We start from the raw sequence: 24,319 nt of genomic DNA, 5'->3' as shown, positions 1-24,319 counted from the left end.
TGTGACGACGCGTCCTGAGAATTGCGCGCTGCGTGCGGTTCGTCAAGGCCCCCCTCCCCTGACAGGCTCCGATTCAGGAACGTTCGGAGTCCGCTCGGAGGCACAACGAAGATCACCATACTCGCCGGTGCCGACAGTGCAAGGCAGCCGTCACGGGAATGCCGAAGGGCGACCACCCAACTGGGTGATCGCCCTTCAGTGTGTGCGCGTTACAGCGCGGGAGCCGTGTGGTCCCTCACAGGACCACGGGGCTCGAGGAGTCGCGTACGACCCCGTGAGGTGTTACTTGACCTCGACGGAGGCGCCGGCGCCCTTGAGGGCCTCGGCGGCCTTCTCCGCGGCGTCCTTGGCGACCTTCTCGAGGACCGGCTTCGGGGTGCCGTCGACGAGGTCCTTGGCCTCCTTCAGACCCAGGGAGGTCAGCTCACGCACGACCTTGATGACCTGGATCTTCTTGTCGCCCGCACCGGTGAGGATGACGTCGAACTCGTCCTTCTCCTCCTCGGCGGCGGCAGCGGCGCCACCAGCGGCACCACCGGCGACGACGACCGGCGCGGCAGCGGCGGCGGTGACGTCGAACTTCTCCTCGAAGGCCTTCACGAACTCGGAGAGCTCGATGAGGGTCATGCCTTCGAACTGCTCGAGCAGCTCGTCCTGGGTGAGCTTCGCCATGATGGCGGTCCTTCCACTAATTCGGCAGGTGCCGGATGTACTGGTGTGGCGGGCGTACGTCTGGCCCGCTGTGACCGTCGCCGTCAGGCGGCGGTCATTATGCGAGCCGAGTTACTCGGCACCGCCCTGCTCGTCCTGCTTGGCACGGAGCGCGTCCACGGTGCGGACGAGCTTCGACGGCAGCGCCTGGAAGACAGAGGCAGCCTGAGACTGCTTGCCCTTGAAGGCACCGGCCAGCTTGGAGAGCAGAACCTCGCGGGACTCGAGGTCCGCAAGCTTCTTGATGTCGTCGGCGGACAGCGCCTTGCCGTCCAGAACGCCGCCCTTGATGACAAGAGCGGGGTTCTCCTTGGCGAAGTCACGCAGACCCTTCGCCGCCTCGACCGGGTCACCGGTCACGAAGGCGACAGCGGTCGAGCCCTTGAGGTGCTCGTCCAGCTGGATCCCGGCCTCGTTGGCCGCGATCTTGGTCAGCGTGTTCTTCACCACACGGTACTGAGCGTTGTCGCCGAGAGAACGACGGAGCTGCTTGAGCTGCGCCACGCTCAGTCCGGTGTAAGAAGTCACAACAGCAGCGTTGGAGTCGCGCAGCTTCTGCGTGATCTCCTCGACGGCTGCGACCTTGTCGGACGTCGCCATGAGCCTCGGCCTCCTTCCGGGGTGATGATCCTCGACTGACCCTTCTCGATCAGCCGTGTCGCCGGACCGCCTGAATCAGGCACAAGGAAGGGGCTCTGCACAAAACGAAACGCCCCGGCGCAGGCGCACGGGGCGTGAGCTCGACCGGACACGAACGCGTCCAGGAGCACTTCCTCGGTCACCTGCGCGGGTCGTCCGCAGTTCAGCGGATCCTTCGGCCGCCGCACACTCTCACGAGCACACGACAACGACCAGCGGTCTTTGGCTTCTCCGGAAGGCTACGCGAACGGGGCCGCGTCAGGCAAATCGGGTCAGCCCTTGGCGCCCGCGTCCTTCATCATCTGGGCGAGGTCCATGACCTGGCTCTTCGGCGGCGCCGTGACCGTGACGGGCTTGTTCACGTCGAAGAACGTGATCGTCATGTCGAACTTGCCCTTGTCGCCCTTGCCCTGGGTGCGGAACTGCTTCGCCCGGTCGTCCCCGTCGATCCACATGTCCATCGAGAGCTTCTCGATGCCCATGGACTCGAACTTCTCGATGTTCTTCGTCCGGCTCGCCCGCGTCTTCGCGTCCTCGTCCTTCAGGTCCGCGCGCAGGTCGGCCAGGGTGACCGTGCCCTGGTAGCGGGTGGTCTCGACACCGTCGACCGACTCCTCGCCGACCTTCTTCACGTCCTTGGAGCCGGTCAGGAAGGCGGCTTCCTGGGCCGGGTTCTTCTCCGCCTGGCTGGACATGGAGGAGCCCGCGGGCTTGCCCGCGCCCTGCTTCTCCATGGCCTTGGCGTCGAACTTCATCCAGCTCTTGCCGTCCGTCCCGGCGCTGGGCTTGCCGCCGCCGAGGTACAGACCGCCGTCGACGAGCCGGATCTCGGCCTTCTGGCCCCCCTGGTCGAGCGAGGTCATCTTCATCCGCATGGCGAGCGGCTCCGCCGTCATCGACGCCTCGGCCTTGACGCGCCCGTCGCCGGGCACCTGGCCCTTCATGCGGAAGCTGAACGACTTGAGCCGCTCGCTGTTCTTCGCGGCCTTCTTCACGGCGGCGGCGGGCGAGAGGTCGTCCCCCGCGCCGTCCGACTTCTTCTCCGTGCCGCAGCCCACCGCACCACCGGCGAGCAGCAGGGCCGCCACGGCGGCCCCCGCCGCCCTCTTGCGACCCTTACGTACGGAAACGATCATTACCCCACCCCTAGGAACATTTGATCCATTTATTGCGGTGGGCTGAGGTTACCTGACGGACGCGCGCGGGGGCTCGGGGATATCTTCCGAGGTCAGACCGAGATCGGGCCGCTATCGGACCGAGATCAGGTGGTGGGCTGACGGTTCATCAGGTCCTTGAAGTCGGCGGTGTCGGCCGCGGGCGGCTCCTCGGCGGAGACCGCGGTGCCGTAGTCGCTGTAGTACGCGGTGGCGGCCAGCTCGCCGGTCTTCATCTGGCCCTTCTCGACCTTCTTGACCAGCAGGTTCTCGTCGTTGACCCAGATGTCGACGGTCTCGGTGGTGACGCCCGCCTGCTCCAGCTGCTTCTTCATGTCGGAGAGCTGGGAGGCGCTGAGGCCGGAGGACTTCTCCGCGAGCTCGGCGACGTCGACGGTGCCCGAGTAGTGCGTGGTGTTGACGCCCCGGACCTTCTCCTCGCCGACCTTCTTCACGTCACCGGAGGCGAGCAGCATCTTCACCGACTGGTGCGGCGTGCTGTTCTGCATCGCGTCCTTCATGTACGCGCCCGAGCCGCCGCCGACCCGCTCCAGGTCGTCGTACGCGTACTTCACCCAGTGCTTGCCGCCGGCCTGCGCGGCGAAGCGGTCGCCCATCTTCGCGAAGTACGCGTCGGGCAGATAGCGGGCCTCCATCGAGGTGCTGCCCGTCTGGCGCATGGTTTCGGCGAGCTGGCCGCCGGTGTACGTGATCGTCATGTTGCCGGTGAGGCCGTCCTCCCAGCCGAGGACGCCGCTGGCCTTCATGGACATCACGGAGCCCATGGTGGTCTCGGACTCCACCTTGGCCGAGTCCGCCTTGTCGGTGGACTTCTCGATGGTGCGCAGGGCGGCTATCGGACTGGCGCCGAGGCCGCCGCCCCCGCCCTTTCCGGAGGAGCCCTTGGAGTCGCTGTCCGAGCCGTCCGACGAGCCACAGGCGGTGATGCCGGTCAGTGCCGTCGCGGCCGCGATCGCCAGCGCCACGCGGCGCGCTGTCGTGCCGTTCATGTCGTCCCACCCCTTGCGTCCATGGAGAGCCAGCACGCTAGCGCGGCCCGCTCCCCGGCGTCCTCCGTACGTAGTCGACATCACGTACGGCGAAGTCACTTGCGGAGAAAGCTCGTTCACGGGAAAACCCGTTCACGGGAAAATCCGTTCCCCCAGCGTCTACCCGTACAACGGGACGGGTCCCGCACCACGAATGGTTGCGGGACCCGTCGGATACGCGCCAGACGCGCGGCTGCCGTCAGTGTCAGACGGCGGCCGGGTCCTCCTCGACGAGGAGGTTGCGGGTGCGGTTGGAGTCGACCGGAATGCCGGGGCCCATCGTGGTGGTGATGGCGGCCTTCTTGATGTAGCGACCCTTGGCGGCCGACGGCTTCAGACGGAGGATCTCCTCCAGGGCCGCGGCGTAGTTCTCCACCAGCTTGGTGTCGTCGAAGGACACCTTGCCGATGATGAAGTGCAGGTTCGAGTGCTTGTCGACGCGGAACTCGATCTTGCCGCCCTTGATGTCGTTGACAGCCTTGACGACATCGGGGGTCACGGTGCCGGTCTTCGGGTTCGGCATCAGACCACGCGGACCGAGCACGCGGCCGAGGCGGCCGACCTTGCCCATGAGGTCCGGCGTGGCGACGACGGCGTCGAAGTCCAGGCGGCCCTTGGAGACCTCGTCGATGAGCTCGTCGGCGCCGACGATGTCGGCCCCGGCGGCTTCCGCGGCCGCAGCACGGTCACCGGTCGCGAAGACCAGGACCCGGGCGGTCTTACCGGTGCCGTGCGGGAGGTTCACGGTGCCACGGACCATCTGGTCGGCCTTGCGCGGGTCGACACCCAGACGGAAGGCGACCTCGACGGTGCCGTCGAACTTGGTCGAGGAGGTCTCCTTGGCGAGACGGACGGCCTCGAGCGGGGCGTACAGCTTCTCCCGGTCGATCTTGGCGTCCGCAGCGCGGAGAGTCTTGCTGCGCTTCACTTCGTACTCCTGAGGTTCAGGTTTGGAGTTCGTGGTCCGGGCCAGCGCTGGCCCTGCCACTCAAGGTCAAACGGGGAGGATCAGCCCTCGACCGTGATGCCCATGGAACGGGCGGTGCCGGCGATGATCTTCGACGCGGCGTCCAGGTCGTTCGCGTTGAGGTCGGGCATCTTGGTGGTGGCGATCTCGCGGACCTGCGCCTCGGTGATCTTGGCGACCTTGGTCTTGTGCGGCTCGCCGGAGCCCTTCTCCACGCCCGCGGCCTTGAGGATCATCTTCGCGGCCGGCGGGGTCTTGGTGATGAAGGTGAAGGAGCGGTCTTCGTAGACCGTGATCTCCACCGGGATCACCCAGCCACGCTGCGACTCGGTCGCGGCGTTGTAGGCCTTGCAGAACTCCATGATGTTCACGCCGTGCTGGCCCAGCGCGGGGCCGACAGGCGGGGCCGGGTTGGCGGCGCCGGCCTGGATCTGGAGCTTGATAAGCCCCGTGACCTTCTTCTTCTTGGGAGGCATTGCTCTCTCCGGGTCCTAGTGAGAGTGTTGAGCAGCCCCCTCCGACATGATCCAGCGGCGTTCCGCGACGACCGTCACACGATCGTCTGGATCATTTGGATGGAGGCATACCGCCCTACGATAACGGGTAACGCGCCGGGGCCCAAACCGGCCCCCGAGCAGGCCCGTGGGCCCGCCCCCGTGTGACGGGCCCACGGACGTATCAACGGCCCCGCTCGACGAGGGCCGGGAGGGCGGCCCCCGCCGAGCGAGCATGGGGAGCGCGGCTCGGCTCAGCAGCGCTTGGAGGTCAGCGCCTGGCCCGGCAGCGGGTCACCGGGGGCGCGCAGCTGGCCGATCGCCGCGGTGCACTCGGCGGCGGTGGCGGCGGGCAGCGACCAGAACTCCGCGCTGTTGGTGCGGTTCCACCAGTCCTGGCCGAGGATCTCGTCCCGGGAGTAGCTGTAGACACCGGTGCTGACGTCGTAGTCCTTGATCTTGTCGCGGAAGCTCTTCCACACCCACACGTAGCCGTAGTTCTTCTTGCACGAGGGCGAGTAGAACTGCTTGACCGATGCCGCGTGCGCGCCGCCCCGGTCGATGTAGGCGGTGGTCCCGATCTGGTACGCGTCGGCACAGACCCCCGCGGCCTGTGCCTTGGCGCTCCTCGGGTTGCCGTCCGCGGAGGGCGCCGTCGACTGGGGCGCGGCCCCGCGGGCGCCGGGCGCGGGGGCGGGGCCGGTGCCGGCGAGCGCGGAGCCGCCGCCGAGCAGGACGAAGGCACAGGCAGAGGCGGCGATCGCGGTCTTGCGAGCTCTCATGAGGTGTCCCCTTGCTCGTGGTGAGTGAGCCCATCCGGCCATACCGCAGCAGAGCACCACAAATCGCCGCGCCAGGGTCGCAGGAATCCCCTTGGGCGTGGGTGGTGCGTGGTGGAGAGCGGTGGGAGGCCGGAAGGTTCCGTCTACCAGGTCAGACAGCCCGGGTCGCCCGATGGTTGTGGTGCGGAACACATGTGTTCGGCCCGGTTCTGTGCCGGGGCATGCGACAGGGCCCCCGTCCGGCGGAGATCCGCTGGTCGGGGGCCCTGTCGGAAGAGCTTGGCGTCAGTTCTTCTGGATCTGGTCGAAGCTGAGCTCGACCGGGGTCTCGCGGCCGAAGATCTCGACGAGGCCCTTGACCTTCTTCGAGTCGGCGTTGATCTCGTTGATCGTGGCCTGGAGCGTGGCGAAGGGGCCGTCGGTGACGGTGACCGAGTCGCCGACCTCGAAGTCCAGGACCTGGACCTCGACCTTGCGCTGCGGGGCGGGCTTGCCCTCGGCCTCGGCGGCCTCGCGGGCGGCCTTCTCCTCGGCCTCCGGGGCGAGCATCTTGACGATCTCGTCCAGGGTCAGCGGGTACGGGTCGTAGGCGTTGCCCACGAAGCCGGTGACGCCGGGGGTGTTGCGGACGACGCCCCAGGACTCGTTCGTCAGGTCCATGCGGACCAGGACGTAGCCGGGGAGCTTGTTCTGGCGGATCGTCTTGCGGTCGCCGTTCTTGATCTGGACGACCTCTTCCTGGGGCACCTCGGCCTGGAAGATGTAGTCCTCGACGTTGAGCGAGACGGCGCGCTGCTCGAGGTTGGTCTTCACGCGGTTCTCGTAACCGGCGTAGGTGTGGATGACGTACCACTCGCCGGGCAGGCCGCGCAGCTCGTCACGGAGGGCGGCGACGGGGTCGACCGGCTCGGCGGGCTCCGCCTCCTCGACCTCGGCCTCGTCCTCGGCGGAGTCGGCGGCAGCGGCGTCCTCGTCGAGCTCGGCGACGGCGTCGTCCTCGTCGGTCTCCGCGACGGCCTCGACCTCGTCGTCCTCGTGCACAGCGGCCTCTTCGGCAGCCTCACCGGCGGCGGCGTCGGCAGCCTCGACCTCGTCCGGGTCCACGGCGTCCGCCGCCTCGACGATGTCGATCTGGTCCTCCACGGACTCCGCCGACTCGATGGCGTCGTTCAGGTTCGGGTCAGACACGGTGGCTGCTTCTTCCTGGATACATGGGGGTGGAACACGCGAAAGGGGCGCCTGGTGCGGCGCCCTTCGCTTTCGGCCTAGCCGAAGATGTACTTGATGAGGTGGCTGAAGCCATAGTCAATCACGGTCACCAGACCGATCATGATGACGACGAAGACGATCACGACGGTGGTGTACGTCGTGAGCTGGTTCCGGGTGGGCCAGACGACCTTGCGCAGCTCGGCGACGATCTGGCGGTAGAAGAGCGCGAGACGGCCCAGGGGGCCCTTCTTGCCGCGCTTGCCGCCCTTGCGGCCCTTCTTGGACTCCGGCGCCTCGTCCTGGGCATCAGGCATGTCGATGGAGCCCACGGCGTCCGTCACTCGTCCTCACCTGATTCCGGGTCGTGGCCGTGCCGCGCCCGGTTGAGCCGCACGGCGGTGCAATGCAGTACGTACATGCGCACACATCCTGGCGAAGGAGTGTGTAGCAGGGCCGGAGGGACTTGAACCCCCAACCGCTGGTTTTGGAGACCAGTGCTCTACCAATTGAGCTACGACCCTTTGGTTTCCCCCAACCTACCGCATCCGACCATGTGCACGGAGTGCGGTGGAAGGAGCGGCCGGTGAGGGCCAACGACGAGTGAGTGTACGTGGTCCGGAGCGCCCCGTCGAACAGCTGGGGTTCCGCCGGTCGTTCCGGGGGCGCTCGGGGGTGTGGCGGGCGCCCCTGCGAGCGGCCGGACCTGGGGCGGGGCGGGGCCGGGAGGGAGGGGGACCCGGGGCCGGGGGCGGGGTGGCGTCGAGGCCGGGAACGGGGCGGGGCCGAGGCCGGCGGCAGGGTGGGGCCGAGGCCCGGCGGGCCATCCGGCAAACCCGTGTGCCCGGGCCCCTCGGGGTCTGGAACGATGGGCGCATGAGCGCTGTCACTCCACCCACCGAGCGCCGGGTCTCCGCCCGAGTCGGCGCGATCTCCGAGTCCGCGACCCTCGCCGTCGACGCCAAGGCCAAGGCCCTCAAGGCCGCCGGGCGCCCGGTGATCGGTTTCGGCGCGGGCGAGCCCGACTTCCCGACCCCGGACTACATCGTCGAGGCGGCCGTCGAGGCCTGCAAGAACCCGAAGTACCACCGGTACACCCCGGCGGGCGGCCTGCCCGAGCTGAAGGCCGCGATCGCCGCGAAGACGCTGCGCGACTCCGGCTACGAGCCCGAGGCCGCCCAGATCCTCGTCACCAACGGCGGCAAGCAGGCCATCTACGAGGCCTTCGCCGCGATCCTCGACCCGGGTGACGAGGTCATCGTCCCGGCGCCGTACTGGACGACGTACCCGGAGTCGATCCGTCTCGCGGGCGGCGTCCCGGTCGACGTCGTCGCCGACGAGACCACCGGCTACCGCGTCTCGGTCGAGCAGCTGGAGGCCGCGCGCACGGAGAAGACCAAGGTCGTCCTCTTCGTGTCGCCGTCGAACCCGACGGGCGCGGTCTACAGCCGCGAGGACGCGGAGGCCATCGGGCGCTGGGCGCACGAGCACGGCCTGTGGGTGATGACGGACGAGATCTACGAGCACCTGGTCTATGGGGATGCCGAGTTCACGTCGCTGCCCGCGCTCCTGCCCGAGCTGCGCGACAAGTGCATCGTGGTGAACGGCGTCGCGAAGACGTACGCGATGACCGGCTGGCGCGTGGGGTGGATCATCGGCCCGAAGGACGTGGTGAAGGCCGCGACGAACCTCCAGTCGCACGCCACCTCCAACGTCTCCAACGTCGCGCAGGCCGCCGCCATCGCCGCCGTCTCCGGCGATCTGACCGCCGTCGAGAAGATGCGCGAGGCCTTCGACCGCCGCCGCAGGACGATCGTGCGGATGCTGAACGAGATCGACGGCGTCGTCTGCCCCGAGCCCGAGGGCGCCTTCTACGCGTACCCGTCGGTGAAGGGCCTCATCGGCAAGGAGATCCGCGGCAAGCGCCCGCAGGACTCCGTCGAGCTGGCCGCGCTGATCCTGGACGAGGTCGAGGTCGCGGTCGTCCCGGGCGAGGCCTTCGGCACGCCGGGCTATCTGCGCCTGTCGTACGCCCTCGGTGACGAGGACCTCGTCGAGGGCGTCTCGCGGATCCAGAAGCTGCTTGCGGAGGCGCGGGACTGACCCCCGCCGCCCCGAGGGAACGGGCCCGCCGCGTCACATGATGCGGCGGGCCCGTTCCTTCGTCATGCGGTGGTTCCGTTCCTTCGTTCGGTGACGTACCTCATGGGAAGAAGCGGCTACCGGGACGGGGGTGCGTACGGCAAGATCCTGGAATGGAGCGTGTACGAGACGTCAGCGAGCTGCCCAAAGCCCATCTGCACCTGCACTTCACCGGGTCGATGCGGCCCTCCACCCTCCTGGAGCTCGCCGACAAGTACGGCGTCCACCTGCCCGCCGCGCTGACCGGCGGGACCCCGCCGAAGCTGCGCGCCACCGACGAGCGCGGCTGGTTCCGCTTCCAGCGGCTCTACGACATCGCGCGGTCCTGTCTGCGCGAGCCGGAGGACATCCAGCGGCTGGTGCGGGAGGCCGCGCAGGAGGACCTCAGGGACGGTTCCGGCTGGCTGGAGATCCAGGTCGACCCGACGTCGTACGCGCCCCGGCTCGGCGGGCTCATCCCGGCCCTGGAAGTCATCCTGGACGCCGTCGACAGCGCCTCGCGCGAGACCGGCCTGGGGATGCGCGTCCTGGTCGCCGCGAACCGCATGAAGCACCCGCTGGACGCGCGCACGCTGGCCCGGCTCGCGGTCCGGTACGCCGACCGCGGCATCGTCGGCTTCGGCCTGTCCAACGACGAGCGGCGCGGCATGGCCCGGGACTTCGACCGGGCCTTCGCGATCGCGCGGGAGGGCGGCCTGCTCGCGGCCCCGCACGGCGGTGAGCTGACGGGCCCCGCCTCGGTGCGCGACTGCCTGGACGACCTGCACGCGCGGCGCATCGGCCACGGCGTGCGCGCGGCCGAGGACCCGCGGCTCCTGAAGAAGCTCGCGGAGCGCGGGGTGACCTGCGAGGTGTGCCCGGCGTCGAACGTGGCCCTCGGTGTCTACGAGAAGCCCGAGGACGTGCCGCTGCGCACGCTGTACGACGCCGGGGTGCCCATGGCGCTCGGGGCCGACGACCCGCTCCTGTTCGGCTCGCGGCTCGCCGCGCAGTACGAGATCGCGCGGCAGCACCACGGCTTCACCGATGCCGAACTGGCCGAGCTCGCACGGCAGTCGGTGCGCGGCTCGGCAGCCCCCGCCGACGTGCAGAAGAGGCTGCTCGCCGGGATCGACGGGTGGATCAGCGGCTGACGCCGGCCAGGAGCGTGCGGGCGAGCCCCGCGGCGAAGGCGTCGACGGGCCGCGGGGGCCGCTTGCCGACCGTGGCGTCATAGGCGAAGGCGCGCTGGGCGCAGGCGCCCAGGAGCAGTGAGGCCGCGGCGAAGGTGTCGGCGTCGGGGTCGATGCGGCCCGCTTCGCGCTCGGCGCGCAGATAGGCGTCCAGGGCCTCGATGGGCATGTGGGGGCCCATGCCGCGCTCGCGCATGGCGTCGTCGTGGCGGCGTTTGAGCTTGGTCTCCGCGTACAGGGAGGCGGCGACCGGGAAGCTCTGTGCGTAGAACTCGCAGGCCAGGACGGCGATCTCGGTGAGGTTCTGCTCGACGGTGCGCTCCCCCGGCTCCTCGATGAGGCGGCGCAGGAGCGGTCCGAGGCGCGGCAGCCGCTCCTGGAGGACGCCGACGAACAGGTCTTCCTTGCTCGTGAAGTGCTTGTAGAGCGCGGCTTCGGAGCAGCCCGCGGCCTTCGCGATCTCCTTGGTGGTGGCCCGGGCGAGACCGAGCGTGACCATGAGCTCGTGGGCGGCGTCGAGGATGCGTTCGCGCGTGGGCCGCTGCGGTGCCTGCCGTTCCATGAACCGTCCAAACGGGCTTGACGACGGGGTGAGTGCGTACTCACTCTAGTGGTGAGTGAATACTTACCCACCTGGAGGGCGCGATGAGGATCACGGTGTTCGGGGCGAGCGGGGGCATCGGCGGGGAGATCGTCCGGCAGGGCCTCGCGGCGGGGCACGAGGTCACGGCGGTGGTGCGCGACCCGGCGCGTCTGAAGGCGACCGGGGAGCGCCTGGAGGTGGTCACGGCCGACCTCACGGACGCGGAGGAGCTGCGCGGGGCCGTGGCGGGGCGGGACGCGGTGCTCTCCGGTCTGGGGGCGCGTGGACGCGAGGACGCGCGTGCGGGCATCGCGACGCGCCTCACGGTGCCGGTACTGCGCGCCATGGAGGCGGAGGGCGTGCGCCGCCTCCTGGTGGTGAGCGCCGCGCCGCTGGCCCCGGTGGCGGAGCGCGAGCCGCTCGCCGACCGGGCCATGATGGCCGTGGTGAGCAGGGTGCTCAAGCCGGTGTACGAGGATCTGCGCGTCCTGGAGGACGAGCTGGCGCGCAGCGCGACGGACTGGACGTCCGTCCGCCCGCCGCGGCTCCTCGACAAGCCGCTGACGGGCGTCTACCGCACGGCGGTCGGGCGCAATCCGCGCAGCGCCCGGCAGATCGGCAGGGCCGACGTGGCGCACGCCATGCTGACGATGATCGACGACCCGGCGACGGTGAAGCAGGGCGTGGGCGTGGCGTACTGAACGCCCCTCTTGGGGGGCCTGCGGGCTCCGCGGGCTCTGCGGGATCAGCAGGCCCTGTGGGCCCTGTGGGCTCTGGGGGCTCTGGGGGCTCTGGGGGCTCTGGGGGCTCTGGGGGCTCTGGGGAGGGTGGCGCTACAGGCTGACGCCCACCGTCACCGGCTCGTTGACGAGCGTGACCCCGAAGGCGTCCCGTACGCCCGCGACGACCTCGCGCGCCAGGTCGAGCAGGTCCTGCGTGGTGGCGCCGCCGCGGTTGGTGAGGGCCAGCGTGTGCTTGGTGGAGATGCGGGCGGGGCCCTGGCCGTAGCCCTTGGGGAACCCGGCCTTGTCGATGAGCCAGGCGGCGGAGGTCTTCACGTGGCCGTCGCCCGCGGGGAAGGCGGGCGGGGCGACGTCCGGGCCGAGCCGGTCGGCCACGCGCGCGTGGAAGGCGGCGAACTCCGCGTCGGTGAGGATCGGGTTGGTGAAGAACGACCCGGCCGACCAGCTGTCGTGGTCCTCGGCGTCGAGCACCATGCCCTTGCCCGCGCGCAGCTTCAGGACGGTCTCGCGGGCGACGGCCGCCGGGACGCGGTCGCCGACCTCGACGCCGAGCGTGCGGGCCGTCTCCGCGTACCGGATCGGGGCGCTCATGCCGTCCGCGTCCTCCAGCGCGAAGCGCACGCGCAGGACCACGTAGCGCTCGGGGTCGGCCTTGAAGCGGCTGTGGCGGTACGAGAACCCGCACTCCTCGTTCGAGAGGGTGACCGTCTCATCGGTCCTGCGGTCGTACGCGACCACTTCGGTGATGGTCTGGGAGACCTCCTGGCCGTACGCGCCCACGTTCTGGATGGGGGTCGCGCCCGCGGAGCCGGGGATCCCCGCGAGGCACTCGACGCCCGCGAGTCCGGCCGCGACGGTCCGCTCCACGGCGTCGGTCCACACCTCGCCCGCCGCGAGCTCCAGCGTGGTGCCGTCGAGCGCGAAGCCGGTGGTGGCGATGCGCAGCGCGGTTCCGGCGAAGCCCTTGTCGCCGATGACCAGGTTGCTGCCGCCGCCGATGAGCAGCAGCGGCGTACCGGATGCGTCGGCCTCGCGGACGGCGGCGACCACCTCGGCGTCGGTCGTCGCGGTGATCAGCCGGTCGGCGGGGCCGCCGAGCCGGAAGGTGGTCAGCGGGGCGAGGGGGGCGTCGTCAAGTACCTGCACGCACACCAGGGTATGCGGGCCCGCTCCCCCGCCCGGGCGGCGGGCCTCCGGGGCGCCGGGCGGGCAAGCGCGAACCCACCCGCCCGGGACGGGCGGGTGGGTCGGTGGGCGCGTCGGTCTCACGCGCTGACCGGCACCCGGTCCTCCGTCGCCGGAGCGGCGGCGGAGCCGTCGGCCTGCCCGGCCCGCCGGCCCGGCAGCAGCGCCGCGGCGGCGGCCGCCAGGGCGACGACTCCCGCGCCCACCCACAGCGCGGGCTCGAGCCCGTCCACGAACGCCCGCGGCGACTCGTACCCGCCCTGCGCGGAGAAGACCGAGGCGAGGACGGCGATGCCGAGCGCGCCGCCCACCTCGCGCAGCGCGTTGTTCGCTCCGGAGGCGATGCCCTGCTCGGCGGGGCGGACGCTGGACATGACGAGGCTCGCGGCCGGGGCGAAGTACAGGGCCATGCCGATCCCGCTGATGATCAGGGCGGGCAGCTGAGCGGCGTACGACACGTCCGGAGAGACGATCATGGCGAACCAGCCGAGCCCCACGGCCTGGAACGCGAGGCCCGCGGTGACGACCGGGCGGCCGCCGATGCGGTCGGAGAGGTACCCGGCGATGGGCGCGACGATCATCGGCATGCCGGTCCAGGGCAGCATCCGCAGTCCCGCCTCGGTCGGCGAGTAGCCGAGCACGCCCTGGAGGAACTGGCTGAGCAGGAAGATCGAGCCGAACATCCCGACGAACATCAGCGGGCTGGCGGCGTTGATCGCGGAGAAGGCGCGGTTGCGGAACAGCCGCATGGGCAGCATCGGGGCCGCGTTGTGGATGCCGTGGTGCACGAACCCGGCGAGCAGCGCGCCGCCCGCGATCAGGCCGGTCAGGACGGGCGCGCTGGTCCAGCCGTCGACGTTGCCGCGGATCAGGGCGTAGACGATGCCGAACAGACCGCCGCTGGCGAGCAGGGTGCCTGCGATGTCGAGCCGGGCGCCGGTGCCGTACGACTCGGTGAGGCGCAGGCGGGCGAGCGGCAGCAGGGCGATGCCCAGCGGAACGTTCAGCCAGAAGATCCACTGCCAGGACACGTGTTCGGTCAGGGCGCCGCCGATGAGCGGCCCGCTGGCGACCGCGAGACCGTTGACGGCCCCCCAGATCCCGTACGCCATGCCGCGCTTGGCCGCGGGCACGGCAGCCGTGAGCAGGGTGAGGGTGAGCGGCATCATGATGGCCGCGCCGACGCCCTGCACCGCGCGGGCCGCGATCAGCTCCTCCAGGCCGGGCGCGAGGGCGGCGGCCGCGGAGGCCGCGGTGAAGACGGCGAGGCCCGCCCCGAAGAGCTTGCGGCGCCCGAACCGGTCCCCCAGGGCCGCGCCGAACATCAGGAGCACGGCGAAGGTGAGGGTGTAGGCGCTCACCGTCCACTCCAGGTCCTCCAGGCCACCGCCGAGGTCCTCCCGGATGGAGGGCAGCGCGGTCGTGACGACGAGGTTGTCCAGGGCCGCCATGAACCCGGCGACGCTGGTGATGACGAGGGCCCACACGACTCTCCCGCGCGGTGCTGCTTGCTGTGACATCGCTCCCCCAGACACTGTTCTTACAGATTCCTGTTTTGGTTAGTTATTGATGACTAACTTATGCGGGCAGAAGAATGCCCGGACACCGGGCGATCCCACCGGGGCCGGACGCCCCTACGGGGACTGCCCCGGAGCCCGCCCCGACTCCGGCCCCTTCACGAGCTGGGGCCGCTTCGCCTCCCCCGGAGGCTGCGCCGAGGCGTAGAACCCCTCCCACACCCGGTGCTCAGGCGGAAAACCCATGGCCGACAGGGCGTTGAGCAGCATCCCGTAGGCCAGGAAAGTCGTCGTCTCGTCCACGTCGGCACCGAGCGGCAGGTGCACGGTCTCCCAGAGCTCCATCCAGCCGGCGCGCACCATCTCGCCGAACTCGTAGTCCCCGGCCGCCTCGGCGGCGGCCACGGCCACGTACGTCTGGAGCTGCATGTGCAGCTTGTCGGGGTCCTCCATGATGAGGCCGTGGTACGCCTGCGCCATCGCGTGCAGGGCCTCTTCGCCTTCGAGCCCCTCACTCGCGGTCTCGAACACCTTCCGGACCTCCTCGCAGCAGCGTGCCGACGCCGCGAGGAACATCGCCTTCTTGCCGGGGAAGAGACGGAAGAGATACGGCTGCGAGACCCCGACGCGCTTGGCGATCGCCTCGGTGGACGTCCCGTGATACCCGCCTCGGGCGAACTCGCTCATCGCCGCCCGGATGACGCTCTCGCGTCGCTCCTCCGCGCTCATCCTGACCATGCGAGTAAGTTAGTACTCAATCACTAACTACGTCAAGGGGGGTGGTCGAGGTCTGCCGAGGGAGGCCTTGAGGGGGCGTTGAGGGTGCCCCGAGGGGGGCGCCCTTGGCTGGTGGAACGGCACCCATGTGCGGAGCGTTGATCAGGCCGGGGGGCCGCAACGCGTAAGGGGCGCCCCGCAATGGAGAACGCCCCTTACTTCGCCTACTTCATCGCCCTGGCTCAGGTCTCGGACCTCAGGCCTCGGGCCTCGGGCCTCGGGCCTCAGGCCTCAGGTCTTGGCCTCAGGCCAGTCGCACGACCGCGCGCGACATCCCGAGGACCTTCTGCCCGGCGCTGGTCGCCAGCAGGTCCACACGGACCTTGTTGTCGTCGAGCTTGGCCGCGACCTTGGCGCTGACCTCGATCGTCGCGCCCTCGTCGTCGTTCGGGACCACGACGGGCTTGGTGAAGCGCACGCCGTACTCGACGACGGCGGCCGGGTCGCCGGTCCAGTCCGTCACCACGCGGATGGCCTCGGCCATGGTGAACATGCCGTGCGCGATGACGTCCGGCAGGCCGACCTCCACCGCGAACTTCTCGTTCCAGTGGATGGGGTTGAAGTCCCCGGAGGCGCCCGCGTACCGCACCAGCGTGGCGCGCGTCACGGGGAAGGTCTGGGCCGGCAGCTCCGTGCCGACCTCCACGTCGTCGTATGCGATCTTCTCTGCCATCGCCTTACGCCTCCTCGGTCCCGGCCGCGCGCGCGACGAGCTTGGTCCACGCGGTCACGACGTGCTCGCCCGCCTCGTCGTGGACCTCGCCGCGGATGTCCAGGATGTCGTTGCCCGCCATCGACTTGATCGCCTCGATGGTGGAGGTGACGGTGAGCCGGTCGCCCGCGTACACGGGACGCGTGTACGCGAACTTCTGGTCGCCGTGCACGACGCGGCTGTAGTCGAGCCCCAGCTGCGGGTCCTCGATGACCTGGCCCGCGGCCTTGAACGTGATCGCGAACACAAAGGTCGGCGGGGCGATGACGTCCCGGTGCCCGAGCGCCTTGGCGGCCTCCGGGTCGGCGTACGCCGGGTTGGCGTCACCCACCGCGACCGCGAACTCGCGGATCTTCTCGCGGCCGACCTCGTACGGGTCGGTGGGCGGGTAGGTCCGCCCGACGAAGGACTGGTCGAGCGCCATGGCTCGGCACCTCCTGCAGCTGGATTCCAATGAGCTCGGATTCTCGCGAGCCCGGTGCCGCCGGTGGCGTGCCCGCACGAGGCCGCAGACCGGGCTACGGGCTGGGCGAGAGATCGAGCAAGAGACGCTACCGGCGATCCGTGAAGACTGGGTCCACCAGATCTCTTCTGGATCTACTGGATCTACATCTGGATCTACTGGATCTACAAACGACTAGAGGCCGCCCCCGAAACAACGGGGACGGCCTCTAGTTCTAGCCTGTGTTTATCGCGTCTCGCGGTGCGCGGTGTGCGAGTTGCAACGCGGGCAGTGCTTCTTCATCTCAAGACGGTCCGGGTTGTTACGCCGGTTCTTCTTGGTGATGTAGTTCCGCTCCTTGCACTCCACGCAGGCCAGCGTGATCTTCGGGCGGACGTCGGTGGCAGCCACGTGAGTGCTCCTATGACGGACGGATGGACGGATGAACGCATAAAGAGTAGCCGATCGAAGGACCGACCCCGCAATCGGCTACTGTGTGTAGCGGTGACCGGACTTGAACCGGTGACACAGCGATTATGAGCCGCTTGCTCTACCGACTGAGCTACACCGCTGCGATGTGATGCAGCTCCTCGCCGAGGCGAGGAACCCTTCACATCAGAGCCCCAAAACGGAATCGAACCGTTGACCTTCTCCTTACCATGGAGACGCTCTACCGACTGAGCTATTGGGGCGAGCGATGAAGACATTACACGCTCGGCAGCCGTTCGCCCAAATCCGTTTCGCAAGGCCCGTCCGAGGTCATGGCAGGCGCCCCGATCGGCCCGTCCCGTACGTGTCGCGGCGCCTCGCGAGCCATCACCGCGCACGCGCGCCACACAGGTACGAGCACTCCCTGGCGCCACACCGGCACGTGGGCCCACCGACGCCGCACCGCCACATCCGAGCACGCCCGCACCACGGCGGTACGACTCCCGCACCACAGCCGCACGGCTCCCGCACCACAGCGGTACGACTATTGCGCTCCTCCGCGAAGCGGGGCCGCCGCCGTCCTAGGCTCACCTCACGCTGCGTGATCTTGCGCGCCTCGAAGCCGCGTCCGCGCCGCCCCCGAGCCCCAGGAGCGCGATGCCCGACAGTCAGCCGCAGCAGCCCCACTCCGCCGAGCCCGACGCCACGTCCGGGGCCCTGCTGCTCTGCGGCGCGCGGCTCGTGGACGGCAGGACCGTGGACGTCCGGGTCGGCGCCGGACGCATCGAGGCCGTCGGCACGGCGGGCAGCCTCAGCGCGCACGCCGCGCGCGTGGACCTGAGCGGCTTCCTGCTGCTGCCCGCTGCCGCCGAGCCGCACGCCCACAGCGACACGGCACTGTCCGCGCTCCGCGAGGGGCCGGTGTCGTACGACGCGCAGGACGTCCAACGCCGCACCACCGAGGCGGCGTTGTTGCAGCTCGGGCACGGGGCGACGGCGCTGCGCGCGCACGTACGCGTCGGGGACGTGCAGGGGTTGGGCTCCCTGGAGGCGGTGCTCCAGGCGCGCCGGTCGCTGCGCGGGCTCGTCGACCTGTCCGTCGTCGCGGTGCCGCGGCTCCTGACGGGCGCGGCCGGGGCCGACGGGCTCGCGATGCTGCGGGACGCGGTGCGCATGGGGGCCTCCGTAGTGGGTGGTTGCCCGGATCTGGACCCCGATCCGACGGGGTACGCCGAGGCGGTGCTCGACCTCGCGGCGGAGTACGGCCGCCCCGTCGACCTGCACACGGACGGCGGCGACCCGGCGCGCCTCGGCCGGCTCGCCGCCATGGCGGGGGGCCTGCGGCCCGGTGTGGCGGTCGGCCCCTGCGGCGGCCTGCGGCGGCTGCCCTCCGACGTGGCCGCGCGCGCGGCGGAGCAACTCGCGGCGGCCGGGGTGACGGTGGTGTGCCTGCCGCAGGGCGGCTGCGGCACGTTGCCGGGCAGTGCCGGCACGCCTCCGGTACGCCTGCTGCGGGCCGCCGGGGTGCGGGTCGCGGCGGGCAGCGGCGCGCTGCGCGACGTCGCGAACCCCGTGGGCCGCGGGGACCCGCTGGAGGCGGCGTACCTCCTGGCCTCGTGCGGCGGGCTGCGCCCCGACGAGGCGTACGCCGCGGTGAGTTCGGCCGCCCGTGAGGCCATGGGCCTGCCGCCGGTCAGGATCGAGGCGGGCTTCCCCGCCGAACTCCTCGCCGTGCGCGGCGACAGCCTCGAAGGCGCGCTGTCCCTGGCGTACAGCCGTGTGGTGGTGCATCGGGGGCGCGTGGTGGCACGGACGAGCGCGGTGCGCGAGTACTGCGACTCCGCGGCCGCGGTGGCGCTCGGTCTGCCGCGGCAGGGGCGGGGGGCGTGACGGCGTACGCCTGCGGGGGCGGGGGCGTCGCGGGTGCTGTCCGAGGCCGAGCGGCCGGATCTGCCGTACCGTCGGAGGCATGCGCATTGTCATCGCTGGAGGCCATGGACAGATCGCCCTGCGTCTGGAGCGGCTGCTCGCCGCGCGCGGGGACGAAGCCGTAGGAATCATCCGCAATTCGGCGCACGAGTCGGACCTGCGGGACGCCGGTGCCGAGCCGGTGCTGTGCGACCTGGAGTCGGCGTCCGTCGAGGAGGTCGCGGGGCATCTGGAGGGCGCGGACGCGGCGGTGTTCGCCGCGGGCGCCGGCCCCGGCAGCGGCGCCGCCCGGAAGGACTCCGTGGACCGCGCGGCCGCCGTCCTGTTCGCGGACGCGGCGGAGCGGGCCGGTGTGCGGCGGTACGTGGTGGTGTCGTCGATGGGCGCGGATCCGAACCACGCGGGGGACGAGATCTTCGACGCGTATCTGCGTGCCAAGGGCGAGGCCGACGCGGACGTGCGCGGCCGTGCGGCCCTCGACTGGACGATCCTGCGCCCGGGGATGCTCACGGACGACGCGGGCACGGGCCTCGTGCGCCTGGAGGCGTCGACGGGGCGCGGCCCCGTCCCCCGCGACGACGTGGCCGCGGTACTCGCCGAGCTCCTGGAGACCCCGGCGACGGCGGGCCTGACCCTCGAACTGGTCAGCGGTTCCGTGCCGGTGTCGGTGGCGGTGAAGTCGGTCGCCGGGAACTGACCCGTATGCCGCCGAGCGCGGCCGGGGCTCAGAACAAGGGCAACTGCCCGGGAAATTCAGGCACTACGTAGCCGTCGAGCGCGGGCTGCGCGGCACCGATCTGGGCGTGGCGGCGCGAGCCGGGGCACGAGACCAGGTCCTCCCCGCCGCGCGGCCCCGGCGGGTCGTGACGAGCGAACCGCCCGCCGACGACGGCGATTTCGCGCCGACACTCCGGGCAGTGCCTGCGACGCGCTGAACTGGACGACATGTCACCAGTGTGCCCACGGCACCCGCGTGCGTCGCGCACCCGCTCCCGCGTCGACGCCGTCTCGCTCGCGAAGGGGCAGCCGCTCCGGCGGCCGGGCCGCCCCCGCAGGCCCCGGCGCCTCGGCGGGTGACGCCCTGCGATCAGGGCACTGACACGACCGGGACAATGTGAGGCAGATCACCCATTTTCGATCGGCTTTCCGATCGGCGCAAGCGATCCCTGGATGGCCCTCCAAGGAAACGCAAAGACCCCCTCCGACCTGCGTAAACGCAAGTCGAAGAGGGTCTCTCTCAGCGTGGCGGCGCCAGGATTCGAACCTGGGAAGGCTGAGCCGGCAGATTTACAGTCTGCTCCCTTTGGCCGCTCGGGCACACCGCCGGGTTTGCTGCCTGGCCCCGCTCTCGCGGTGCTCCGTGGCAACGACGTAAACGATACCTGATGCCCAGGGGTGCTTCGCCACCCGATTGATCGGCACCCGGCGCGGGGGCAGTGGCTAGGCTTTGCGGATGCGGTCGGCGACTGAAGGCCGTGTACCCGCTGAGTACGCAGATACCGATACAAGGAGCCACAGGACATGGCCGACTCCAGTTTCGACATCGTCTCGAAGGTCGAGCGGCAGGAGGTCGACAACGCCCTCAACCAGACGGCCAAGGAGATCTCGCAGCGCTACGACTTCAAGGGCACGGGCGCCTCGATCTCGTGGTCCGGCGAGAAGATCCTGATGGAGGCGAACGGCGAGGACCGCGTGAAGGCGATCCTCGACGTGTTCCAGTCCAAGCTGATCAAGCGGGGCATCTCGCTGAAGTCGCTGGACGCGGGCGAGCCGCAGCTGTCCGGCAAGGAGTACAAGATCTTCGCGTCGATCGAGGAGGGCATCTCCCAGGACAACGCGAAGAAGGTGGCGAAGATCATCCGCGACGAGGGCCCCAAGGGCATCAAGGCGCAGGTGCAGGGCGAGGAGCTGCGCGTCAGCTCGAAGAGCCGTGACGACCTCCAGACCGTGATCGCCCTCCTGAAGGGCAAGGACTTCGACTTCGCGCTGCAGTTCGTGAACTACCGGTAGGTAGTCGCGTACGCGGTCGAGTCGTACGCACGCCGTGGGACATGAGGGGGCGGGCACCCGGATCGGGTGCCCGCCCTTGCTGCTGGCTGCGGTCTGTGTGGGGAACGCGTAGGAGCCTCGTGGGGACGTCCGCGGCCGTCCGGCGGAGTCAGCGCCGGGAGTGGCCGAAGAGGATGCGGTAGGCGATGAGCAGGACGAGCGAGCCGCCGATGGCCGCCGTCCAGGTCGCGCCGTCGAAGAAGTGCTCGGCTATGGGCCGGTCGAGGAAGCGTGCGGAGAGCCAGCCGCCCACGAAGGCGCCCGCGATGCCGATCACCGTCGTGCCGACGAAGCCGCCCGGGTCGCGGCCCGGGAGCAGGATCTTGGCGGTGGCACCGGCGAGGAGGCCCAGAATGATCCAGCTGATGACACCCATGCGGTGACCTGACCTTTCGTGCCTTTTCGTGCGTTGTTGTCCTGTGGGACGTCGCAGGGGGCGGTGGCGGTTCCCTCGGGTCGCTAGGGTGCGGGCCCATGACAGGGCGGACGGGGCGGCGGGGGCCTGACGGGGCTGGGGAGCTGCGGCGGACCCTCGGGGTCCGCGACGCCGTGGTGATCGGGCTCGGCGCGATGGTGGGGGCCGGGATCTTCGCGGTCCTCGGGCCCGCGGCCGACGCCGCCGGGCCGGGGTTGCTGATCGCGCTCGCGGTCGCCGCCGTGGTCGCGTACTGCAATGCCGTGGCCTCGGCCCGGCTCGCGGCGCGCTACCCCGAGTCCGGCGGGACGTACGTGTACGGGCGGGAGCGGCTCGGGGAGTTCTGGGGCTATCTGGCGGGCTGGGCGTTCGTCGTCGGCAAGACGGCCTCGTGCGCGGCCATGGCGCTGACGGTGGGGGCGTACGCGTGGCCCGGGCAGGCGCGCGCCGTCGCGGTGGCCGCCGTGGTGGCCCTGACGGCCGTGAACTACCTGGGCGTGCGGAAGTCGCTGTGGGTGACCCGGGTGATCGTGGCCGGGGTGCTCGCGGTTCTCGTACTCGTCGTCGCGGTCTGTCTGGGCTCGCCGGAGGCCGAGGCGGGGCGCGTGGACGTGGGGCTCTCCGGCGGCGGCTTCGGCGGGGTCCTGGAGGCGGCGGGACTGCTGTTCTTCGCCTTCGCCGGGTACGCGCGCGTGGCGACGCTGGGCGAGGAGGTCCGTGATCCGGCGCGCACGATTCCGCGCGCGGTTCCGCTGGCCCTCGGCATCGCGCTCGCGGTGTACGCGTGCGTGGCCGTGGCGGTGCTCGCCGTGCTGGGGGCGGGCGGGCTCGCGGAGGCTTCGGCTCCGCTGGCGGACGCCGTACGGGCCGCGGGGGCGCCGGGTCTGGTGCCGGTGGTGCGGGTGGGGGCGGCCGTGGCGGCGCTCGGGTCGCTGCTGGCGCTGATCCTGGGCGTGTCGCGGACGACGCTCGCCATGGCGCGCGACCGGCATCTGCCGGGGGCGCTCGCCGCCGTGCACGCGCGCTTCCAGGTGCCGCACCGGGCGGAGATCGCCGTGGGCGCGGTGGTGGCCCTGCTGGCCGCGACGGCGGACGTGCGCGGCGCGGTGGGCTTCTCGTCGTTCGGGGTGCTCGTGTACTACGCGATCGCCAACGCGTCGGCGTGGACGCTGAGTCGGGCGCCCCTCGCGCGCGTGGGGCCGGTGGTGGGTGCCACGGGGTGCGTGGTGCTGGCGTTCGCGCTGCCGGGGGTTTCGCTGGTGGCGGGTGCGGGGGTGGTGGCGGTGGGGGCCGTGGCCTACGGGGTGCGGCGGCGGATCGGGGGGCGGGGCCGACGTGGGGGCGGGGGCGGGCCCGGCGGGGCGTCAGTTCCTGGCGGGGGCGGGTGATCCCCGGTTGGGGCAGGTGGCCATCGGCCGCGGATCGGCCGCCCCCGGTTGGGGCAGGCGGCCCTCGGCCGCGGATCGGCCGCCCCCGGTTCGAGGAGGCGGCCATCGGCTGGGGCGAGCCGTCCCCGGTTGGAGGAGGCGGCCATCGGCTGACGCGGGCCGTCCCCGGTTGGTGGTCGCAGCCGGTCTCCCGGCTGGTGATCGCAGCTGCCCCCCGACTGTGAGGGGCGCTTCCCTCGGCTATGGGGGCGCTGCCTTGTCCGGGAGTGAGCCCCTGCCGCCGGGTGCGCCGCCCGCGCTCGGGAGGGCGCCGTCGGGTCTGGGCGCCCGTGTCTGGGCGCCCGTGGTCGACGGGGTGCTGTCCCGTCCTGGCGGGCCTTCGGCCGGAGCACCGTCTCTTCGAAGCGGGCCCCGCCGAAGCGGGTCACCACCCCTGGTTCTGCGGATGCCCGGCGGGTGCCGGTCGTACCGACGCAGCGCCGAACGGCTCGTCCGTGGGCACGATTTCGCGGCCCAAGGGCATCAGGGAGATCGGGATCATCTTGAAGTTGGCGAGACCCAGCGGGATGCCGATGATCGTGAGGCACAGCAGGACGCCGGTGATGATGTGGCCGATGGTCAGCCACCAGCCCGCGAGGATCAGCCACACCACGTTGCCGATCAGGGACGGCGCGCCCGCGTCGGAGCGCTCGACGGCCTTGCGGCCGAAGGGCCACAGGGCGAAGAGGCCGATGCGGAAGGCGGCGAGGCCCAGCGGGATGCCGATGATCGTGATGCACAGGACCACGCCCGCGACCAGGTAGGCGAAGCACATCCACAGCCCGCACAGGACGAGCCAGATGAGGTTCAGGATTACTTTCATCGCGGGCGACCTGCCATCTTTTCGAGCCGGGCGATGCGCTCCGCCATCGGCGGGTGGGTGGAGAACATCTTCGACATACCCTGGCCCGGCCGGAACGGGTTCGCGATCATCATGTGACTCGCCGTTTCCAGCCGCGGCTCGGGAGGGAGCGGCAACTGCTTCGTACCGGCGTCGAGTTTACGCAAAGCGCTCGCGAGGGCCAGGGGGTCGCCGGTGAGCTGGGCGCCGGACGCGTCGGCCTCGTACTCCCTGGAGCGGCTGATGGCGAGCTGGATGATGGAGGCCGCGAGCGGGCCGAGCAGCATGATCAGGAGCATGCCGAAGATGCCGGGGCCCTCGTTGTCGTTCGACCGGCCGATGGGAATCAGCCAGGCGAAATTGACCAGAAACATGATGACCGAGGCGAGGGCGCCGGCGACCGAGGAGATCAGGATGTCCCGGTTGTAGACATGGCTCAGCTCGTGGCCGATGACGCCGCGCAGCTCGCGCTGGTCGAGGATGCGCAGGATGCCCTCCGTGCAGCAGACGGCGGCGTTGCGCGGATTGCGGCCCGTCGCGAAGGCGTTCGGCGCCTCGGTGGGCGAGATGTACAGGCGGGGCATGGGCTGGCGGGCCTGGGTGGAGAGCTCGCGCACCATGCGGTACAGCTCGGGGGCCTCGAATTCGCTGACCGGGCGGGCGCGCATGGCGCGCAGGGCCAGTTTGTCGCTGTTCCAGTACGCGTACGCGTTCGTCCCGATGGCTACGAAGAGCGCGACGATCAGGCCCGTACGCCCGAAGAAACTGCCGATGACGAGGATGAGTGCCGACAGTCCCCCGAGGAGTACGGCGGTTTTCAGCCCGTTGGTTCGGCGGTGCACGGTACGCCCTCCTGGTGGTGCGCGGGGGAACCCTCTGCTTGCTGGTCTTCCACTGTTCAGTGGACCCTCCCTTCCTGGTCAACGCCAGGCGGGAGGAGCTAGTTCCCTTGTG

27 protein-coding genes and 4 tRNA genes are annotated in these 24,319 nt (G+C 70.6%); 7 read left to right on the top strand and 24 right to left on the bottom strand.

The annotated features are described in order from the left end of the window. Positions 1–282 precede the first annotated feature (282 nt). The 10 genes from rplL to C9F11_RS24625 form a co-directional block, all read right to left on the bottom strand. Positions 283–672, bottom strand: coding sequence for a 50S ribosomal protein L7/L12 (rplL, locus tag C9F11_RS24670; protein WP_030685497.1), 390 nt, complete (start codon positions 670–672; stop codon positions 283–285). A 111-nt stretch (positions 673–783) separates the two neighbouring features. Continuing rightward, positions 784–1,311, bottom strand: coding sequence for a 50S ribosomal protein L10 (gene rplJ / locus C9F11_RS24665; protein WP_030685499.1), 528 nt, complete (start codon positions 1,309–1,311; stop codon positions 784–786). Between the two features lie 311 nt (positions 1,312–1,622). Continuing rightward, positions 1,623–2,486, bottom strand: a complete 864-nt coding sequence (locus C9F11_RS24660; RefSeq protein ID WP_138961309.1) for a DUF6612 family protein — start codon at positions 2,484–2,486, stop codon at positions 1,623–1,625. Between the two features lie 125 nt (positions 2,487–2,611). Further along, positions 2,612–3,514 (bottom strand): hypothetical protein, encoded by a 903-nt coding sequence (locus C9F11_RS24655; protein ID WP_138961308.1) that lies wholly within the window; start codon positions 3,512–3,514, stop codon positions 2,612–2,614. Between the two features lie 244 nt (positions 3,515–3,758). Continuing rightward, positions 3,759–4,481 (bottom strand): 50S ribosomal protein L1, encoded by a 723-nt coding sequence (rplA, locus tag C9F11_RS24650; RefSeq protein WP_138961307.1) that lies wholly within the window; start codon positions 4,479–4,481, stop codon positions 3,759–3,761. Positions 4,482–4,561: 80 nt separating this feature from the next. Beyond that, positions 4,562–4,996 carry a 50S ribosomal protein L11 gene (gene rplK, locus C9F11_RS24645; RefSeq protein WP_016645192.1) on the bottom strand — a complete coding sequence of 145 codons (435 nt, stop codon included), beginning with the start codon at positions 4,994–4,996 and terminating at the stop codon, positions 4,562–4,564. A 272-nt stretch (positions 4,997–5,268) separates the two neighbouring features. Next, a complete protein-coding gene (locus C9F11_RS24640) occupies positions 5,269–5,796 on the bottom strand; it encodes a hypothetical protein (RefSeq protein ID WP_138961306.1) in 528 nt (175 codons plus the stop codon). A gap of 285 nt (positions 5,797–6,081) precedes the next feature. After that, entirely contained in the window at positions 6,082–6,984 is a 903-nt protein-coding gene (gene nusG, locus C9F11_RS24635) for a transcription termination/antitermination protein NusG (protein ID WP_138961305.1), read from the bottom strand. A 77-nt stretch (positions 6,985–7,061) separates the two neighbouring features. Continuing rightward, positions 7,062–7,346 (bottom strand): preprotein translocase subunit SecE, encoded by a 285-nt coding sequence (gene secE, locus C9F11_RS24630; protein ID WP_138961304.1) that lies wholly within the window; start codon positions 7,344–7,346, stop codon positions 7,062–7,064. 107 nt (positions 7,347–7,453) lie between these two features. Beyond that, a tRNA-Trp gene (locus C9F11_RS24625) sits at positions 7,454–7,526 on the bottom strand. Between the two features lie 352 nt (positions 7,527–7,878). Between C9F11_RS24625 and C9F11_RS24620 the strand changes: the two genes are divergently transcribed. Together C9F11_RS24620 and C9F11_RS24615 are read left to right on the top strand one after the other, a co-directional pair. Further along, the gene (locus C9F11_RS24620; RefSeq protein WP_138961303.1) at positions 7,879–9,105 is read left to right on the top strand and encodes a pyridoxal phosphate-dependent aminotransferase; all 1,227 of its coding nucleotides are present in this window, start codon (positions 7,879–7,881) and stop codon (positions 9,103–9,105) included. Positions 9,106–9,257: 152 nt separating this feature from the next. Continuing rightward, entirely contained in the window at positions 9,258–10,277 is a 1,020-nt protein-coding gene (locus C9F11_RS24615; protein ID WP_138961302.1) for an adenosine deaminase, read from the top strand. On the opposite strand, the gene C9F11_RS24610 is transcribed toward C9F11_RS24615, so the two are convergent. Beyond that, entirely contained in the window at positions 10,267–10,878 is a 612-nt protein-coding gene (locus C9F11_RS24610; protein WP_138961301.1) for a TetR/AcrR family transcriptional regulator, read from the bottom strand. The two genes, C9F11_RS24615 and C9F11_RS24610, sit on opposite strands and share 11 nt — an antisense overlap. An 83-nt stretch (positions 10,879–10,961) precedes the next feature. On the opposite strand from C9F11_RS24610, the gene C9F11_RS24605 reads away from it, so the two are divergent. Beyond that, positions 10,962–11,600 carry an NAD(P)H-binding protein gene (locus C9F11_RS24605; protein WP_138961300.1) on the top strand — a complete coding sequence of 213 codons (639 nt, stop codon included), beginning with the start codon at positions 10,962–10,964 and terminating at the stop codon, positions 11,598–11,600. Positions 11,601–11,732: 132 nt separating this feature from the next. Here C9F11_RS24605 and C9F11_RS24600 read toward each other — a convergent pair whose 3' ends face one another. The 8 genes from C9F11_RS24600 to C9F11_RS24565 form a co-directional block, all read right to left on the bottom strand. Continuing rightward, complete coding sequence (locus tag C9F11_RS24600; RefSeq protein WP_138961299.1) at positions 11,733–12,788, bottom strand: UDP-N-acetylmuramate dehydrogenase; 1,056 nt, start codon at positions 12,786–12,788, stop codon at positions 11,733–11,735. Between the two features lie 119 nt (positions 12,789–12,907). Next, a complete protein-coding gene (locus tag C9F11_RS24595; RefSeq protein ID WP_138961298.1) occupies positions 12,908–14,347 on the bottom strand; it encodes an MFS transporter in 1,440 nt (479 codons plus the stop codon). 114 nt (positions 14,348–14,461) lie between these two features. Continuing rightward, positions 14,462–15,082 (bottom strand): TetR/AcrR family transcriptional regulator, encoded by a 621-nt coding sequence (locus tag C9F11_RS24590; protein WP_138961297.1) that lies wholly within the window; start codon positions 15,080–15,082, stop codon positions 14,462–14,464. A 283-nt stretch (positions 15,083–15,365) separates the two neighbouring features. Further along, positions 15,366–15,794: a MaoC family dehydratase gene (locus C9F11_RS24585; RefSeq protein WP_138961296.1), complete on the bottom strand. Its 429-nt coding sequence runs from the start codon at positions 15,792–15,794 to the stop codon at positions 15,366–15,368. A 4-nt stretch (positions 15,795–15,798) separates the two neighbouring features. Beyond that, on the bottom strand, positions 15,799–16,257 hold the full coding sequence (locus C9F11_RS24580) for a MaoC family dehydratase N-terminal domain-containing protein (protein WP_138961295.1): 459 nt from the start codon (positions 16,255–16,257) through the stop codon (positions 15,799–15,801). Positions 16,258–16,521: 264 nt separating this feature from the next. Beyond that, positions 16,522–16,686, bottom strand: a complete 165-nt coding sequence (gene rpmG, locus C9F11_RS24575; protein WP_003956487.1) for a 50S ribosomal protein L33 — start codon at positions 16,684–16,686, stop codon at positions 16,522–16,524. Between the two features lie 88 nt (positions 16,687–16,774). Next, a tRNA-Met gene (locus tag C9F11_RS24570) sits at positions 16,775–16,847 on the bottom strand. Positions 16,848–16,894: 47 nt separating this feature from the next. Then, positions 16,895–16,967: transfer RNA gene (locus C9F11_RS24565), tRNA-Thr, on the bottom strand. 394 nt (positions 16,968–17,361) lie between these two features. On the opposite strand from C9F11_RS24565, the gene C9F11_RS24560 reads away from it, so the two are divergent. Together C9F11_RS24560 and C9F11_RS24555 are read left to right on the top strand one after the other, a co-directional pair. After that, on the top strand, positions 17,362–18,594 hold the full coding sequence (locus tag C9F11_RS24560; protein ID WP_138961294.1) for an amidohydrolase family protein: 1,233 nt from the start codon (positions 17,362–17,364) through the stop codon (positions 18,592–18,594). Positions 18,595–18,673: 79 nt separating this feature from the next. Next, a complete protein-coding gene (locus C9F11_RS24555; protein WP_138961293.1) occupies positions 18,674–19,330 on the top strand; it encodes an NAD(P)H-binding protein in 657 nt (218 codons plus the stop codon). Positions 19,331–19,358: 28 nt separating this feature from the next. Here C9F11_RS24555 and C9F11_RS48790 read toward each other — a convergent pair whose 3' ends face one another. Both C9F11_RS48790 and C9F11_RS24545 read right to left on the bottom strand, forming a co-directional pair. Next, positions 19,359–19,580 (bottom strand): hypothetical protein, encoded by a 222-nt coding sequence (locus C9F11_RS48790; RefSeq protein ID WP_138961292.1) that lies wholly within the window; start codon positions 19,578–19,580, stop codon positions 19,359–19,361. Positions 19,581–19,876: 296 nt separating this feature from the next. Continuing rightward, positions 19,877–19,958 (bottom strand) — tRNA-Tyr (locus C9F11_RS24545). A gap of 196 nt (positions 19,959–20,154) precedes the next feature. Between C9F11_RS24545 and C9F11_RS24540 the strand changes: the two genes are divergently transcribed. Continuing rightward, positions 20,155–20,643 (top strand): YajQ family cyclic di-GMP-binding protein, encoded by a 489-nt coding sequence (locus tag C9F11_RS24540; RefSeq protein WP_030684979.1) that lies wholly within the window; start codon positions 20,155–20,157, stop codon positions 20,641–20,643. 148 nt (positions 20,644–20,791) lie between these two features. Here the strand turns inward: C9F11_RS24540 and C9F11_RS24535 are convergent, their stop codons facing one another. Continuing rightward, entirely contained in the window at positions 20,792–21,058 is a 267-nt protein-coding gene (locus C9F11_RS24535; RefSeq protein ID WP_138961291.1) for a GlsB/YeaQ/YmgE family stress response membrane protein, read from the bottom strand. Positions 21,059–21,156: 98 nt separating this feature from the next. Between C9F11_RS24535 and C9F11_RS24530 the strand changes: the two genes are divergently transcribed. Next, positions 21,157–22,485: an APC family permease gene (locus C9F11_RS24530; RefSeq protein ID WP_138961290.1), complete on the top strand. Its 1,329-nt coding sequence runs from the start codon at positions 21,157–21,159 to the stop codon at positions 22,483–22,485. A gap of 424 nt (positions 22,486–22,909) precedes the next feature. Here the strand turns inward: C9F11_RS24530 and C9F11_RS24525 are convergent, their stop codons facing one another. Further along, complete coding sequence (locus C9F11_RS24525) at positions 22,910–23,347, bottom strand: YccF domain-containing protein (protein WP_138961289.1); 438 nt, start codon at positions 23,345–23,347, stop codon at positions 22,910–22,912. Then, a complete protein-coding gene (htpX, locus tag C9F11_RS24520) occupies positions 23,344–24,207 on the bottom strand; it encodes a zinc metalloprotease HtpX (RefSeq protein WP_138961288.1) in 864 nt (287 codons plus the stop codon). The genes C9F11_RS24525 and htpX overlap by 4 nt, the downstream gene beginning before the upstream one ends. Positions 24,208–24,319 lie beyond the last annotated feature (112 nt).

Source organism: Streptomyces sp. YIM 121038 (assembly GCF_006088715.1).
In the GTDB taxonomy this organism is placed as follows: Bacteria; Actinomycetota; Actinomycetes; order Streptomycetales; family Streptomycetaceae; genus Streptomyces.
This window is presented reverse-complemented; position numbering and strand designations above follow the sequence as displayed.

Coding starts and splice junctions, on each gene's coding strand:
- rplL (WP_030685497.1), bottom strand. CDS start 672: ATGGCGAAGCTCACCCAGGACGAGCTGCTCGAGCAGTTCGAAGGCATG.
- rplJ (WP_030685499.1), bottom strand. CDS start 1,311: ATGGCGACGTCCGACAAGGTCGCAGCCGTCGAGGAGATCACGCAGAAG.
- C9F11_RS24660 (WP_138961309.1), bottom strand. CDS start 2,486: ATGATCGTTTCCGTACGTAAGGGTCGCAAGAGGGCGGCGGGGGCCGCC.
- C9F11_RS24655 (WP_138961308.1), bottom strand. CDS start 3,514: ATGAACGGCACGACAGCGCGCCGCGTGGCGCTGGCGATCGCGGCCGCG.
- rplK (WP_016645192.1), bottom strand. CDS start 4,996: ATGCCTCCCAAGAAGAAGAAGGTCACGGGGCTTATCAAGCTCCAGATC.
- C9F11_RS24640 (WP_138961306.1), bottom strand. CDS start 5,796: ATGAGAGCTCGCAAGACCGCGATCGCCGCCTCTGCCTGTGCCTTCGTC.
- C9F11_RS24620 (WP_138961303.1), top strand. CDS start 7,879: ATGAGCGCTGTCACTCCACCCACCGAGCGCCGGGTCTCCGCCCGAGTC.
- C9F11_RS24615 (WP_138961302.1), top strand. CDS start 9,258: ATGGAGCGTGTACGAGACGTCAGCGAGCTGCCCAAAGCCCATCTGCAC.
- C9F11_RS24610 (WP_138961301.1), bottom strand. CDS start 10,878: ATGGAACGGCAGGCACCGCAGCGGCCCACGCGCGAACGCATCCTCGAC.
- C9F11_RS24605 (WP_138961300.1), top strand. CDS start 10,962: ATGAGGATCACGGTGTTCGGGGCGAGCGGGGGCATCGGCGGGGAGATC.
- C9F11_RS24595 (WP_138961298.1), bottom strand. CDS start 14,347: ATGTCACAGCAAGCAGCACCGCGCGGGAGAGTCGTGTGGGCCCTCGTC.
- C9F11_RS24590 (WP_138961297.1), bottom strand. CDS start 15,082: ATGGTCAGGATGAGCGCGGAGGAGCGACGCGAGAGCGTCATCCGGGCG.
- C9F11_RS24585 (WP_138961296.1), bottom strand. CDS start 15,794: ATGGCAGAGAAGATCGCATACGACGACGTGGAGGTCGGCACGGAGCTG.
- C9F11_RS24580 (WP_138961295.1), bottom strand. CDS start 16,257: ATGGCGCTCGACCAGTCCTTCGTCGGGCGGACCTACCCGCCCACCGAC.
- C9F11_RS24560 (WP_138961294.1), top strand. CDS start 17,362: ATGCCCGACAGTCAGCCGCAGCAGCCCCACTCCGCCGAGCCCGACGCC.
- C9F11_RS24555 (WP_138961293.1), top strand. CDS start 18,674: ATGCGCATTGTCATCGCTGGAGGCCATGGACAGATCGCCCTGCGTCTG.
- C9F11_RS48790 (WP_138961292.1), bottom strand. CDS start 19,580: ATGTCGTCCAGTTCAGCGCGTCGCAGGCACTGCCCGGAGTGTCGGCGC.
- C9F11_RS24540 (WP_030684979.1), top strand. CDS start 20,155: ATGGCCGACTCCAGTTTCGACATCGTCTCGAAGGTCGAGCGGCAGGAG.
- C9F11_RS24535 (WP_138961291.1), bottom strand. CDS start 21,058: ATGGGTGTCATCAGCTGGATCATTCTGGGCCTCCTCGCCGGTGCCACC.
- C9F11_RS24530 (WP_138961290.1), top strand. CDS start 21,157: ATGACAGGGCGGACGGGGCGGCGGGGGCCTGACGGGGCTGGGGAGCTG.
- C9F11_RS24525 (WP_138961289.1), bottom strand. CDS start 23,347: ATGAAAGTAATCCTGAACCTCATCTGGCTCGTCCTGTGCGGGCTGTGG.